The 14,523-nt window shown below is 40.6% G+C and carries 11 protein-coding genes; 3 read left to right on the top strand and 8 right to left on the bottom strand.

Translation table 11 applies throughout. The features are described 5' to 3' along the window. Positions 1-122 precede the first annotated feature (122 nt). Both ACWIT3_RS03420 and ACWIT3_RS03415 read right to left on the bottom strand, forming a co-directional pair. Positions 123-749: a YchE family NAAT transporter gene (locus ACWIT3_RS03420; protein ID WP_457161417.1), complete on the bottom strand. Its 627-nt coding sequence runs from the start codon at positions 747-749 to the stop codon at positions 123-125. Positions 750-940: 191 nt separating this feature from the next. Then, positions 941-2,884, bottom strand: a complete 1,944-nt coding sequence (locus tag ACWIT3_RS03415; protein WP_457161416.1) for a PhoX family protein — start codon at positions 2,882-2,884, stop codon at positions 941-943. Positions 2,885-3,100: 216 nt separating this feature from the next. On the opposite strand from ACWIT3_RS03415, the gene mltF reads away from it, so the two are divergent. Further along, the gene (mltF, locus tag ACWIT3_RS03410; RefSeq protein ID WP_457161415.1) at positions 3,101-4,606 is read left to right on the top strand and encodes a membrane-bound lytic murein transglycosylase MltF; all 1,506 of its coding nucleotides are present in this window, start codon (positions 3,101-3,103) and stop codon (positions 4,604-4,606) included. Between the two features lie 218 nt (positions 4,607-4,824). On the opposite strand, the gene dsbB is transcribed toward mltF, so the two are convergent. Both dsbB and nhaB read right to left on the bottom strand, forming a co-directional pair. Next, the gene (dsbB, locus tag ACWIT3_RS03405; RefSeq protein ID WP_457161414.1) at positions 4,825-5,361 is read right to left on the bottom strand and encodes a disulfide bond formation protein DsbB; all 537 of its coding nucleotides are present in this window, start codon (positions 5,359-5,361) and stop codon (positions 4,825-4,827) included. Positions 5,362-5,378: 17 nt separating this feature from the next. After that, positions 5,379-6,920, bottom strand: a complete 1,542-nt coding sequence (nhaB, locus tag ACWIT3_RS03400; RefSeq protein WP_457161413.1) for a Na(+)/H(+) antiporter NhaB — start codon at positions 6,918-6,920, stop codon at positions 5,379-5,381. Positions 6,921-7,071: 151 nt separating this feature from the next. Between nhaB and fadR the strand changes: the two genes are divergently transcribed. Next, a complete protein-coding gene (fadR, locus tag ACWIT3_RS03395; RefSeq protein ID WP_457161412.1) occupies positions 7,072-7,797 on the top strand; it encodes a fatty acid metabolism transcriptional regulator FadR in 726 nt (241 codons plus the stop codon). A 37-nt stretch (positions 7,798-7,834) separates the two neighbouring features. On the opposite strand, the gene ACWIT3_RS03390 is transcribed toward fadR, so the two are convergent. The 4 genes from ACWIT3_RS03390 to ACWIT3_RS03375 all read right to left on the bottom strand — a co-directional run bounded on the left by ACWIT3_RS03390 (position 7,835) and on the right by ACWIT3_RS03375 (position 13,046). Next, positions 7,835-8,875, bottom strand: a complete 1,041-nt coding sequence (locus ACWIT3_RS03390) for an ABC transporter ATP-binding protein (protein ID WP_457161411.1) — start codon at positions 8,873-8,875, stop codon at positions 7,835-7,837. Between the two features lie 2 nt (positions 8,876-8,877). Further along, on the bottom strand, positions 8,878-10,536 hold the full coding sequence (locus ACWIT3_RS03385; RefSeq protein WP_457161410.1) for an ABC transporter permease: 1,659 nt from the start codon (positions 10,534-10,536) through the stop codon (positions 8,878-8,880). 84 nt (positions 10,537-10,620) lie between these two features. Continuing rightward, positions 10,621-11,634 (bottom strand): Fe(3+) ABC transporter substrate-binding protein, encoded by a 1,014-nt coding sequence (locus tag ACWIT3_RS03380; protein WP_457161409.1) that lies wholly within the window; start codon positions 11,632-11,634, stop codon positions 10,621-10,623. Positions 11,635-11,831: 197 nt separating this feature from the next. Then, positions 11,832-13,046: a pyridoxal phosphate-dependent aminotransferase gene (locus tag ACWIT3_RS03375; RefSeq protein WP_046338922.1), complete on the bottom strand. Its 1,215-nt coding sequence runs from the start codon at positions 13,044-13,046 to the stop codon at positions 11,832-11,834. A 171-nt stretch (positions 13,047-13,217) separates the two neighbouring features. Between ACWIT3_RS03375 and ACWIT3_RS03370 the strand changes: the two genes are divergently transcribed. Continuing rightward, complete coding sequence (locus ACWIT3_RS03370) at positions 13,218-14,513, top strand: isochorismate synthase (protein WP_457161408.1); 1,296 nt, start codon at positions 13,218-13,220, stop codon at positions 14,511-14,513. Positions 14,514-14,523: the final 10 nt, after the last annotated feature.

Here is a 14,523-nt window from a genome sequence, read left to right as displayed (position 1 = left end):
GTTTGAGTGATTTAAAATCATACTTTCCACATTTTTAAGGGACAATGCGGAAATGAGAAAAGGCAGCTGATTTTGCTGCCTTAAGACTCGACTTCATATTGAATAAGTGAAATCAGGATGGATTATACAATTCCTAAATTACGCAATCCCCCAATAATGATTTCAATTCCCAGTGACATCAGTAACAGACCCATAATACGTGTAATGACATTTGATCCTGTTTTGCCGAGTTTCTTGATCACAGGCTCAGAATAACGGAATAAAATGTAGCAGCCTACACCGAATAACATAATAGTAAGAGAAGAATACAAATAATCTAAGATGCTATGTTGTGTTGCACCAAACACAATGGTTGCACTGATTGAGCCAGGACCCGCCAGAATTGGCATCGCAAGTGGCACGACCGCAATATTGTTATAATCATCAAAGTTTTCATTTTTTTCTTCTTTATTGATTTTATGCTCACCAATTTTACCATTTATCATGGTGAGTGCGATTAAGATAACAACAATTCCCCCAGCGATGCGGAAGGAATCAATAGAAATATGAAAGGCGTTTAAAATAAAATTTCCGAAGAAAAAACTAACCAATAAGATCACAACGATAGAAATACACGTAATAAGACCTGTTTTATTCTGCTGCTCTTTTGACATCGCAGCCGTCATTGAATAAAAAATCGGTACAACACCTAACGGGTTAACGAGTGCAATCAATCCGATAAAAAATTGAAGATAGATAGCTAAATCCATTTTAGCCTCCTAAAGTGAGTAGGATATGAAATGTGCACATTATATTGGTGCAAGCATTAATAGGCAAGTTCAGTAAAAAGGCGGTCTGCTCTTAGCAAACAACGTGAAAAGAGACCGCACTTCATGGCATACTACAATGCTAGTGCTTTGTATCATGAGGGTATCATCGCCTGCATTGATGGCAAGTGACACTATGAACCAATCACACCACCATCTTCTTTTTGAATCACCACCGTGGCAGAGCGAGGACGAGTTTTACCCGTAAGATCAGGCCAGCTGGAAATCGCAGTGACTTGGTCAGGCGCGGTGACGCCATTATCTGGTTCGCCAGGATGCTGAATATTAATAAACATCGTCTTGTTATCGGGAGTAAATGCAATTCCTGTGACTTCACTGTGATTTGGTGCTGTTAAAAAGCGTTTAAACTCATTGGTCTCAGGGATCACCGCCAACATCTGATTATTTCCCATATGCTCATAAGCTTTCTTGTTTAAAGTACTAGATGAGACATCCGTTTGGATCCACAACACGCCTTGATAATCAAAACGTAATCCATCTGGGCTACCAAAGTCATCTCCAACGACATGTTTTTCGCCTTTGAGTTGATTTCCACCTAAAGCAAAAATATCCCATGTAAATGTTGTAGAGAGAGAGTCATTATCTTTTTCTAGCCAGCGAATAATATGCCCATAACGATTTTTGGCACGCGGATTGGCTGCATCTACACCTGGTTTCCCTTCTGTTCCACGTTGAGAGTTATTGGTTAACGTACAGTACACACTGCCAACTTGATACGGATCCGTCGCAATCCATTCTGGGCGATCCATTTTCGTTGCCCCTAATATATCAGCGGCAAGGCGTGTTTTGATTAATACATCGCCCTGATTGAGAAAACCATTTTCTTCTGTTAAGCCTCGCTGTCCATAAATTAAAGGAAGCCATTCCCCCGTATTATCTTCATGAAATTTGGCAACGTACAACGTCCCTTCACTCAATAAACGCAGGTTAGATTGGCGATTTTCTGGGTGATATCGATGTTTAGACACAAATTTATAAATGTACTCAAAACGTTGATCATCGCCCATATACACGACAGCGTGTCCTTCTTGTGATAGCGTGAGCATCGCGCCTTCATGTTTAAAGCGTCCTAGTGCGGTATGTTTGACAGGAGTCGAGGTGGGATCAAAAGGATCAATTTCCACCACCCACCCAAAACGGTGTGGCTCATTAGGGTGTTTATCGGTATTAAAGCGCTCATCAAATTCATGCCAACGATATTTATCTTCTTTGTCTTTTGGCATAATGCCATAACGTTTGTCTAGCGCGGTGAAGTCGTTTGATTCACGTACAAAAATATCGCTCCAATTTTCTTCACAAGTTAAATAGGTTCCCCAAGGTGTTTCACCATTAGCACAATTTTGCATAGTACCTAACACGTACTCACCCGCTGGGTCAGCGGCTGTTTTCATTAACACATTTCCTTTTGCAGCCCCCGTGAGTGTCATTGGGGTATGCGGCGTGATACGACGCGCATACTTAGAAGGACGGACAACTTCCCACTCACCCTGCCTTTTTTTCACTTCAATGATTGAAACGCCCATCGCATATTGTGATTTTTTCACTTTTTCCGCTGTCCAGGTTTTGTCACCATCGGGGAACAACAGACCATTGTCAACATATTCATGGTTCATCACTAATAAACCGTGTTCATTGCCTTGTTGACCAAGTGGAAAATATGCCATCCCATCATGATTCATTCCAGCTTGTGCCGCCTGTTCTTCTGCAGTGTTTGAGGCATCGGGCTTAAACTCAGGGAGATTGTTCGTTAATCCAACAGGATCACCCCAAGCATAGAATGCTTTTGCAGAATAACCAGGGGGCACGATGACACGATCTTCTGTTGAAAATGGGATCGAGGTGAAATTTAGTGACGTCAGTCGTTGAACCCTGAATGGCGGAGGGATTTGGGCGAAAGATTGACGTGCAGTAAAGGCCATTGGGAGTAGTGCCATTGCACTGATTGCCCCACCGATTTTTAATAAGTTACGGCGAGCAACATTGACTGCCATGACATCAGACATCGATTGATTATTCGAAGGGTTCATAATCTTGTTTTCTTGAACCGAATTTGTCATAAGATTCTCCTATTGTAAAAAGAAAGTCGTGTTAAGGGATTCGATAGCTGAAATTGTAGGAGGAAATTTTGACAGTTTGATGACGGTTTCATGATGGAAACGAGCGGAACATCGAATGAAAATGTTGTAAAACTCACCGCACTTTTTGATTTGTCTAATCGGAATTTAATGGTTAAAATGCCCCAATTCTGATTTATCAAAGTAAGATGAGGTCATTTGAAAGGTTTATTTATACGTATTATTGCAATAGTGGCGTTATTGCTATGGGCAATCGATATGGTGTTTCCTTGGCAACAAATTATGCGCTCTGAAGAGAATCGCTATACGGCGATCCAAAGCCGAGGTAAATTAGTTGTCGGAACAATTAATAATCCCATTTCTTATTTTATTGATCATTCTGGGCAACCAGCAGGGCTGGAATACGAATTAAGCAAGGCGTTTGCTGATTATCTCAAGGTTGAGCTCGAAGTGGCACCGATGGCAAACGGAGATGAGCTATTTAAAGCCTTAGCAAATAATAAAATTGATATTGCTGCCGCCAACTTGCTGTATCAACCTAAACAATTAGAAAAGTTTCAAGTCGGTCCCACCTACACCTCTGCCTCATGGCAGTTAGTTTATCGAAAAGGAAGTGAACGACCGCGTAATCTCAGCGAGCTGAAAGGCACGCTCGCAATTGCTTCAGGATCGGAACTCACCACGTTATTAGAAGAAGCAAAAGAAAAACACCCAGCATTAACTTGGCAAGTCAATGAAAAACTGACGCCAGAAGAATTGTTGATTCAAATGGCAAATGGCAAAATTGATTACGTCATTGCCAATTCAATTGACGTTTCCGCTGTTCAACAAATCAAACCCAATGTGGCGGTAGCGTTTGACATTAGCGACGAATCCACGGTGCATTGGTATTTACCAAGTAATTCTTATAGTGAATTACAGGCATCTCTGCTTGATTTTATGAATACTGCAATTGAAACAGGATTAATCGCTAGGATCGAAGAAAAGTATTTTAATCATCTCGCGCAATTTGATTATGTGGATACACGTAGCTATCTTCGCGCGATTGAAACTGTTTTACCTAAATTTGCACCACTATTTGAGAAATACAAAGGGAATTTAGACTGGCGCTTACTGGCAGCTATCGCTTACCAAGAATCACATTGGAATCCTGATGCCACCTCACCAACTGGTGTACGTGGGATGATGATGCTAACCAAAGCGACAGCAGAACGTATGCGTATTACAGATCGTACAGACCCAGAACAAAGCATCAAAGCAGGTGCGGAATACTTACATTGGTTAATTACTCAAATACCTGATACTATCCCAGAAGAAGAGCGCATTTGGTTTGCTTTAGCAGCGTATAATATGGGGTTAGGTCACTTACTTGATGCTCGTCGTCTCACCAAAAGTTTAGGGGGGGATCAAGATAACTGGCTTGATGTGAAAAAGAATTTGCCATTATTGGCAGAGAAACGCTATTACACAAATCTAAAATACGGTTATGCGCGAGGGTATGAAGCCTACCATTATGTAGAAAATATTCGGCGTTATATGAATAGTATTGTACATTATTACCGTGTTCAGCAGGCGCAAATTGAGAACATTGACTTAGAAAAGAATAAAGTGACAGAAGAACAGGTGGAGAACGACAATAATACCGACGTAATCGAACCGAAAACCGAATCTGGCACAATGACACAAAACAGTGCAACACAATAAATAAAGAGGGACATCATGGCGAGACGGAAAAACTTTTTAAAGCCAACAAAAAAATTATATCGTTTATCACAGGGGCGTGCATTGCGCCTGAAGCGCCTGAGACAGCGTAAAGCAAGATTACACGCCAGACATTCACTTCAATTTGTTGTACAAGAAATTTAGTCGTGTAGAAAGTCAAGAAAAAATGGTGTAGCACATAGAGACTACACCATTTTTTATTAATGGAATAAGCGACGTTGTTTCGGTCTTAACCGTTTCACTTGACTAATAAACATCATCGCAAGTAATAACGTATAACCGCCAAAAATCACCACTAACCATTGCACCATGGAAAAACCAAGAAAGTACCACGCTACCTCGGAACAAGAACCCGAAGGAAGAAAAACATATGGGAACCATTGATCTAAAGGAAGTGTCTCAGGAAATTCCGCCACTGCTGAACACTGCTTCCAAGGGGCAGGGTAAAGCTGTAAATCTAAATGCGTCAAACTGATCATCAAGCCTTTAATGGCACTGCCTAAGCCAATAACCAGTGCAATCAAGCGCACAATCATCGCACTCGGATAAAGCAATCCACATAAGCCAGCAAAAGCGATGCCAAGTATTGCAACTCGTTCATAGATACACATGACACAAGGTGCTAAACCTAAACCATGTTGAAAATACAGAGCCGCGCCCTCTAACCCTAGTGCTGAAAGGAGTAAGAGAAACCAACCGCTGCGTTGCATAGAAAGTGATTTAAAAAAACTTAGCATGCATTCTCCTGTTATGGTTACATTGGTGCAATAAGACCAAGTTGAATAAGTAGTGCTGTTGCGCCAGGTAAAACAAACTCAACTGCGAATAAACCGATGACAGACAAAACAATCGTATAAGGTAATGCCATATACACCATTTGCCCATAAGAAAGACGAATTAATGGCGCAAGTGATGACGTTAATAAAAATAAGAAAGCGGCTTGACCATTTGGTGTCGCAACGGACGGGAGGTTCGTCCCTGTATTAATAGCAACCGCTAATAATTCATATTGTGCTTGCGAAATTAAGCCAGCTTCAAGTGCGGCTTTCGTTTCATTAATATACACCGTTGCCACAAACACATTATCGGAAATAGCAGATAATAACCCGTTAAATGTATAGAACAGGACTAACTGTGCGCTTTCGCTTGCAGAAAGAACGAAGTGAATAATGGGTGCAAATAGCTGTTGATCAATAATCACAGCAACGACAGAGAAAAAGACAGCTAATAATGCAGTGAAAGGTAGTGATTCTTGGAACGCTTTACCAATCGCGTGCTCGCTAGTGATGCCGCACAACGACGTCGTTAAAATGATAACCGTCAATCCGATGATCCCCACGGCAGCTAAATGGAATGCTAAACCGATCACCAACCAAATACCGATTAAGGCTTGGAAAAATAATTTTAAGCGGTCTTGTTGCGACATTTTTTTCTGATTATTACGATCAAATTTCGCTAACACGCCCCATACTTTACGCGGTAATTTTGCACCGTAACCAAAAAGACGAAATTTTTCGACTAAAATACAGGTGATAAGACCACAGATTAACACTGGCAAAGTCACGGGTAACATACGTAAGAAAAATTCACCAAATCCCCATTTTGCTTGTTCAGCAATAATCAAGTTTTGTGGTTCACCTACCATGGTCATCACCCCACCCAAGGCAGTACCAACCCCAGAGTGCATCATCAAACTCCGTAAAAAAGCACGAAATTGTTCCAACGTTTCTTTATTCGTACCAATTTTATCATCCTGAGTGATGTCCGTAGAGTCATTGAAATTATTGCCCGACGCGACTTTATGATACACGCCATAGAACCCCATCCCCACACTAATAATCACCGCAACAACCGTTAAGGCATCAAGGAAGGCAGAAAGAAAGGCAGCGCTTAAACAAAACGCAAGCGACAAGGTTAATTTAGACCGAATACTGAGTAATAATTTCGTGAAAACAAACAACAAGAGTTGTTTCATGAAATAGATCCCAGCCACCATGAACATCAATAATAAAATCACTTCAAAGTTTGCCATGATCTCCGCTTTCACATGTTCAGGATGGGTCATACCAATTGCCACGGCTTCAAGAGCAAGTAAACCACCAGGTTGAAGAGGGTAACATTTAAGTGCCATGGCTAACGTGAAAATAAATTCTGCGACAAGGAGCCAGCCAGCGATGAAAGGACTAATGAAAAAAAAGACGATTGGATTAATGATAAGAAATGCGACGATTGCAACTTTGTACCAATCAGGACTTGACCCTAAAAAATTTTTTAGGAAAGCTTGGGTATAACTCATTTTTACTGCCACCTTAGTGAATATTTAATATTTTGAAAAATTTTGCAATTAATGAGGATAATTGTAATATATACTTCATTACACGATAATACTTAAAATAACTATTTGTTAGCTGTATCACATTTTAAATTTAATTAACTAGAAGAAATGTATGAATAATGGTCAACCTCTTTTAAAAGCACAAAGCCCGGCTGGTTTAGCGGAAGAATATATAGTGAGAAGCATCTGGAGCAATCATTTTCCTCCAGGTTCTGATTTGCCAGCAGAGCGTGAGTTGGCAGAAAAAATTGGCGTGACTCGCACCACATTGCGCGAAGTATTACAACGTTTGGCACGTGATGGCTGGTTGAATATTCAACATGGTAAGCCGACAAAAGTGAATGACATTTGGGAAACCTCAGGATTAAATATTTTAGAAGTGTTAATCCGTCTAGATAGCACTAAATTACCCAGCCTAATTTCAAACGTGCTGTCCGCTCGAACCAATATTTCCGCAATTTACATCCAAAAAGCCTTCAAGTTAGAACCCCAAAAATCCCTCGATATTTTTGCCCCTTTAGATAGCTTAGAGGATAGTGCTGAAGCCTACACCAATTTCGACTACGATTTATTCCGTAAATTAGCATTCGCGTCGGATAATCCTGTATATGGCTTAATTTTAAATAGTTTGAAAGGTCTGTATTCCCGTGTGGGCGTCTTTTATTTTTCAAATCCAGCGTCACGTAAACTGGCTCATCTGTTTTACACAAAATTACGGGAGTTATGTGAAAAGCAACAGTTGAATGATGTCAAAGAATGTATCCGCCAATACGGAAAAGAAAGTGGTGTGATTTGGATGCAAATGCAAGAGTTCTTGCCCGAAAATTTTGTCGAATAAGAACACATCAAAAAACAGCGCATAATGCGCTGTTTTTTTAAGACTTTTCAAAGAGAACAGGCGCAACGCATTTATAATTCAAGCGGACTTGTTCACCAACAGGAAACGTTTTCGCACTTTGTACACTAAAAATCGCCTCGCCAATTTGCACATCATATTGAATATAAGGACCTAAAAAGCGTTTTTTTACAATGATCCCCGAACCGTTTTCATCACGATGAATTTGGAAACTTTGTGGTCGTACTAACCAATCGACGTATTCCCCAACGACAATTGGTTTACCATTTGAATAAGTCAATGAGTGATCAAATTGATATGAACCAATCGGAGAGTCAAACTGCGAATCACTTGTCACTTGGCAAGTTAAATAATTCACACTCCCTAAGAACTCCGCAACAAATTTATTCACTGGTAATTGATAAAGCGCTTCTGCCTGCCCGACTTGCACAATTTTCCCTTTATCCATAATCGCCAATTTATCAGCAAAGGCAAACGCTTCTTCTTTACTATGTGTGACGAAAATCGCAGGGATCTGTTGGCTTTTTAGAATCTCTTTAATTTCATCAATCATCTGATAGCGGACCTGGCTATCAATATTCGAAAACGGCTCATCGAGTAACAACAAACGTGGATTACAAGCTAACGCACGAGCAATTGCTACCCGCTGTTGCTGCCCGCCAGATAACTCATAAGGATAACGTGCTAATAACCCCGTTAACCGCACCAGTGCGGTCATTTTTTCAATAATTTCGTGTTTTTCAGCCGCACTTTTATGCTGCAAACCAAACGCGATATTTTCTTTTACGGTTAAATGCGGGAATAGCGCATAATCTTGAAAGATCACCCCAATTTGTCGTTTTTCGACTGGGAGGGTAGCCAAATTGTGTTGGTCAAAAAGAATCTCACCCTGCTCAATATCTTGCAAACCTGCAATGGCTTTTAACAACGTTGTCTTGCCACAACCACTCGCCCCAAGCAAACACAAAATCTCATTTTTTGCCATCGACAGATCAAGATTGTGCAGGACTTTTTCAGCACTGTAACCACAAGTAAGGTGAGAAATTTGTAATATAGTCATAATTAACGATCTTTTTCTGAATGAAGCACTAATGAACGGGTTAACCAAATAACAGGTAACAGCCCGACTAAAACTAACGCAATAGCAGGCAATGCCGCTTGCTCTAATTGCTCGTCTGATGTGAACGTAAACACATGTGTCGCCAGCGTATCAAAATTAAATGGACGTAATAACAAGGACGCGTTCAGCTCTTTCATCGTTTCAATAAACACCATCATCAAAGCAGTTAACATCCCTTTAGACAGCAACGGAACATGAACTAAACGTAACATACTCAACCCATTATGCCCCAATGTTCGACTTGCCATATCTAAAGACGGGGAAATCTTTTGGAAAGACGTATCGATCCCACCAATTGCCATCGCAGAAAAACGGACTGTATAAGCAGAAATCAGCGCAAACATTGAACCAGAAAACACCAGCCCAACGGGCGACAGCCCGACGGATTGCAGCAATTGATTCAGCAAATGGTCTGCACTCGTATAAGGAATCAAAATCCCAATAGCTAACACAGTACCAGGTATCGCATAACCCAAAGAAGAAAGCTGTAAACCGTAATAAGCTGCACGTTGCTGAACGGGTGAATGTTGTAAAGCCAAACGATAAAAGAAATGCAAGAACAAGGCAAACGTCACACAAATGAGTGCCGCGATCATCGAGCTGGATAAACTATGATACGCATATTTCAAGAAATGATCGGTTTGGCTCGGGTCAAAATAAGAGACCGCCCAATAAATCAATTTCACAAAAGGAATAAAAAACGCAATGCTCACTAATCCCCAACAATATAGCTGAGCAAAGACCTGTTTCAGCCCTGACAGCGATTTTAAACGTCGCTTCTTCTCATAGCCGCGTTGATAAGTTTTTTGTTTACGTCGACTATAACGTTCTAGCCACAACAAACTAAAAATCATCAACAACATTAATAACGAAATTTGACTCGCAGAACCTAAATCCCCATATCCTAACCACGTATCATAAATCGCTGTAGTTAATGTGGGCACCGCAAAATAATAAACCGTACCAAAATCACCTAACGTTTCCATTGCCACTAACGACGCACCCACCGCCATCGCAGGACGAATTAAAGGAAACGTAACGTTCTTAAATAAATAAAATGCATTGGCACCTAAAGTTTTGGCACTATGAATTAAGTTTTCCGATTGTTCTAATAACGCCACTCGAACTAATAAGAACACATAAGGATACAACACCAGTGCCAAAACAAAGCACGCACCGCCCAAAGAACGAATGCTCGGGAACCAATAATCTTGAGGTCGAGTCCAACCGAATACATCACGTAATAAAGATTGCACAGGACCCGCATAATCCAATAAATCCGTATATAAATAGCCCACAAGATAAGCAGGCATAGCCAAAGGCAGACAAAGTACCCATTGCAATATTTTTTGACCAGTAAACTGGTAAGTAGAAACGACCCAGGCAGCAGGAAGCGCAAAAACAAGGCTTAACAAAACCGTGCCGAGCACCAAGAAAAGTGAATTGAGACTATAATCTGTTAAGACCGTTTGCCAAAGGTGTCGAATATTTTCCCAATCGGCATGCCAAGATTGATAAAAAATTGACAAAAGTGGTAAAAGGAAAAACAGCACGATTAAAAGTGCGGTCAAATTCCAGCTTATTTTTTTGAGTGAAAGCATCTTAAAATCGCAAGTTGATATAACAATCTAAAGGGCGACTATCAAAGTCGCCCTTAAATTTATCATGATTAAACGTAATAAAAATTAAAGATCGAATTTTACTTCATCGATTAATTTTAACGCTTTATCATAATTTTCTGCAATTTTTTCTAGTGCAATATTATCCGCTTTGAAGTCGCCCCATGATGCCACTAATTTAGAACGGTCAACACCAGGCTTAACTGGGTATTCATGGTTTAATTCAGCATAAAGGTGCTGAGCTTTATCACCACTTAAATATTCCACTAATTTCACTGCATTGTCTTTGTTCGGGGCATGTTTCGCGATCGCCACACCACTGATATTAACGTGTGTCCCCATTGCTTTTTGGTTAGGGAAGTTAATATATACGGCTTCTGCCCAACTACGTTGTTTTTCATCGTCTAACATTTTACCAAAATAGTAACTGTTACCTAATGAGTAATCACAGATACCTTCTTTGATTGCTTTCACTTGATCACGGTCGCCACCTTGTGGTTTTTGAGCAAGATTAGCTTTTAACCCTTCTAAGAACGCTTTCGCCTTAGCTTCACCATCATGAGCGATCATTGAGGCAACTAAAGAAACGTTATACGCGTTTTTACCAGAACGGACACACACTTTACCTTTATATTCTGGTTTTGCTAAATCATAATACGTAAAGTCAGCAGGTAATTTACCAACACGATCTTTTGACGTATAGATTGCACGTGCACGGCTAGTTAACGCAAACCACTCATCTTTTGAATCACGGAAGTTCGCAGGAATATTTTTCTCTAAGGTTTCGCTGTGAATAGGTTGTGCTAATCCCGCTTTCACAATTTCCATTACGCGACTAATATCAACAGTTAATAAAACATCAGCTGGACTTAATTCACCTTCACGTTTTACACGATCCACTAAACCTTTATCCGCAAAAATCACATTCACTTTCACACCCGTCTCTTTCTCAAAATCTTTTAACATCGGTTCGATAAGATACGGTTGACGATAAGAATAAACGTTCACTTCGTTTGCCGCCATGGCTGAAGTAGAAATAACAGCAGATAAAGCTAAAGCAAGTGTTGAGATTTTTTTCATAATCACGTTCCTCAAATTGAGTATGTACAGTTAAAAGTGCGGTCAATTTAACCAAAAATAAGCTTCAAGTCAATGAGAATTATTTTTATTTGAGTAAAAGAGGGAAAACGCGAGAAGAACAAAACAAAGAAAATAAAATGCCCTGATACCTGTTATACGTATCAGGGCAAGAGACATACCGCTTGTTTTAGCGAGATTTATTGATGATAGGTCTCTAAGAAACGCCCTAATTTTGTCAAGGCTTCTTCAATTTGATGCACATAAGGCAGCGTCACGATACGGAAGTGATCTGGTGAATGCCAGTTGAAACCACGACCATGTACTAACAACACTTTTTCTTGACTGAGCAAATCAAACACCATTTTCTCATCGTCATAGATATTAAATTTCTTAATATCAATTTTCGGGAACATATACATCGCCCCTTGTGGTTTCACACAACTCACGCCTGGAATTTGATTAACCAACTCATACGCTTTATTGCGCTGTTCCAACAAACGCCCACCTGGCAAAATAAATTCATTAATGCTTTGATAGCCCCCCAATGCCGTTTGAATCGCATGTTGCATTGGCACATTCGCACATAAACGCATTGAAGCGAGCATATCTAATCCCTCAATATACCCAGCTGCCGCTTTCTTCGGACCATTTAAAATCATCCAGCCTTGACGAAAACCCGCCACACGATAGGCTTTAGAAAGCCCATTAAATGTAACCGTTAACAAATCAGGCGCGAGTGCCGCAATATGATGATGTACTGCACCGTCATACAAAATTTTGTCGTAAATTTCGTCGGCAAAAATCAATAAATTATGCTGGCGAGCAATCTCAATAATCTCCAATAACAACGCTTTACTATAGACCGCACCCGTCGGATTATTCGGGTTAATAATCACAATCGCTTTGGTACGGCTCGTGATTTTACTCTTAATATCATCAAGATCAGGGAACCAATTCGCCTCTTCATCACACAAATAATGGACCGCTTTCCCACCAGATAACGTTGCAGCAGCGGTCCAAAGAGGATAGTCTGGCATTGGAATTAACACCTCATCACCATCATTCAACAAGGCTTGTAATGACATCGTAATCAGTTCTGATACCCCATTACCGATATACACATCATTCACCGTAGCCCCATGAATCCCTTTAGATTGGTAATATTGCACAATCGCTTTACGCGCCGAATATAACCCTTTCGAATCGCAATAACCTTGTGCGGTCGGCAAATTACGAATCACATCAACAAGAATTTCATCAGGCGCTTCAAAACCAAATGGCGCGGGATTACCAATATTGAGTTTTAAAATTTTATGTCCTTCTTCTTCAAGACGAAGAGCCTCTTTGTGAACGGGTCCACGAATATCGTAACAGACATGTTCTAATTTATCGGATTTAGGAAAACGAACCATAGGAACGACCTTATATTTGCGCTGTAAGAAATAAAAAGATGCTTGTAAATAACGACACTTTACGCTTATTTATGTAACGAGAAAAGATTTTGTAAAAATTTCTTTCAAAGTGCGGTAGAATTAACACCTATTTTTAACTTATTTTTTTGCTAAAAACAATGCTTTTTCAATATGGATAACTTGCAAACAATTCAAGCACAGCTAATCGCACAAATTCATGCTTATCAGCCGAGCCAAAATCAGCCTATTGCTTGTTTTCAAACCCATTCAGTGAAACCGTTTTCGTTACTCTCATGGTTGAAAGCACAGCAAAGTTATCCACAATTTTATCTAAATGGCAGAGATGGCGCATTGAACTTGGCAGCCATAGGCGCCGTGCGTCAGTTTTCGGATGTGGTTTCTGCGGAAAAATGTGTTGCTACGCAGGGGGTATCCCTCGTCGGAGGAATGCAGTTTTATGGGGAAACTCAATTTGTATTACCGCGCATTTTGCTTCAACAAACCCAAACGGGTGTCACGGTCACGGTTTTCATAGACACCACCAATTTCGCACAAGAGAAACAAGCCGCCCTCGCCAGCTTAGACAGTTTTACACAACACGCCCCACTGGAACCCGTACAACAGCACATTCGCTTAATCTCACAGAAAGCAAATCAAGCAGAGTGGTGCCACTGGGTTGAATTAGGACTACAAAAAATTCAACAAGGCGAGCTAAGTAAAATTGTGCTCGCGAATGAAAGTTGTTTTGCGACCTCTAGCCCGCTCAACCCACATGATTTTTTAGCAGAAAGTGAAAAATACAACTTAGGTTGTTACCATTTCTTATGGGCTGAAAGTAAAACTCGCGCATTTATAGGCTCAACCCCAGAATTACTTTATCGCCGCCAAGGGCAACAGCTCAAAACAGAAGCGCTGGCAGGCACCGCATTCATGGGCAACGACGAAGAACAAAATCAACAACAAAGCGATTGGTTATTGCACGACAAGAAAAACGAATATGAAAACCAATTAGTGGTTGACGGCATTTGTCAAAATTTACATCCTTTTGTGCAACAAATTACAGTCGAAGATGTCGAATTGAAAAAATTGCGCAAAGTGCAACATCTCAGACGTAAAATTTCAGCCCAATTAAAAACAGGGTGCGGTGATAAAGACATCTTACTCGCCATTCACCCGACGGCTGCCGTGGCAGGATTGCCACAACTGGAAGCAAAACAAGCGCTCCGTAAATTAGAAAATTTTGACCGCACATGGTATGCCGGCACACTCGGCTTCATGACGGCTTCACAAGCAGACTTTTGCGTCACCATTCGCTCGGCATTTATTGAACACGTCGACAATCACAGCCAATTATCTGTTTTTGCAGGCGCGGGGATTGTTGAAGGATCAGTTCCACTGCTAGAATGGAGAGAGATTGAGCGTAAAGCCGCAGGCCTCGTGTCATTATTGCAACAGAATCAATTATAAAGGGAACAGA

It is taken from the genome of Pasteurella sp. P03HT, assembly GCF_054052285.1.
This window is presented reverse-complemented; position numbering and strand designations above follow the sequence as displayed.

Excerpts from the sequence above, each read along its gene's own strand:
- ACWIT3_RS03420 (WP_457161417.1), bottom strand. The coding sequence starts at position 749 with ATGGATTTAGCTATCTATCTTCAATTTTTTATCGGATTGATTGCACTC.
- ACWIT3_RS03415 (WP_457161416.1), bottom strand. The coding sequence starts at position 2,884 with ATGACAAATTCGGTTCAAGAAAACAAGATTATGAACCCTTCGAATAAT.
- dsbB (WP_457161414.1), bottom strand. The coding sequence starts at position 5,361 with ATGCTAAGTTTTTTTAAATCACTTTCTATGCAACGCAGCGGTTGGTTT.
- nhaB (WP_457161413.1), bottom strand. The coding sequence starts at position 6,920 with ATGAGTTATACCCAAGCTTTCCTAAAAAATTTTTTAGGGTCAAGTCCT.
- fadR (WP_457161412.1), top strand. The coding sequence starts at position 7,072 with ATGAATAATGGTCAACCTCTTTTAAAAGCACAAAGCCCGGCTGGTTTA.
- ACWIT3_RS03390 (WP_457161411.1), bottom strand. The coding sequence starts at position 8,875 with ATGACTATATTACAAATTTCTCACCTTACTTGTGGTTACAGTGCTGAA.
- ACWIT3_RS03385 (WP_457161410.1), bottom strand. The coding sequence starts at position 10,536 with ATGCTTTCACTCAAAAAAATAAGCTGGAATTTGACCGCACTTTTAATC.
- ACWIT3_RS03380 (WP_457161409.1), bottom strand. The coding sequence starts at position 11,634 with ATGAAAAAAATCTCAACACTTGCTTTAGCTTTATCTGCTGTTATTTCT.
- ACWIT3_RS03375 (WP_046338922.1), bottom strand. The coding sequence starts at position 13,046 with ATGGTTCGTTTTCCTAAATCCGATAAATTAGAACATGTCTGTTACGAT.
- ACWIT3_RS03370 (WP_457161408.1), top strand. The coding sequence starts at position 13,218 with ATGGATAACTTGCAAACAATTCAAGCACAGCTAATCGCACAAATTCAT.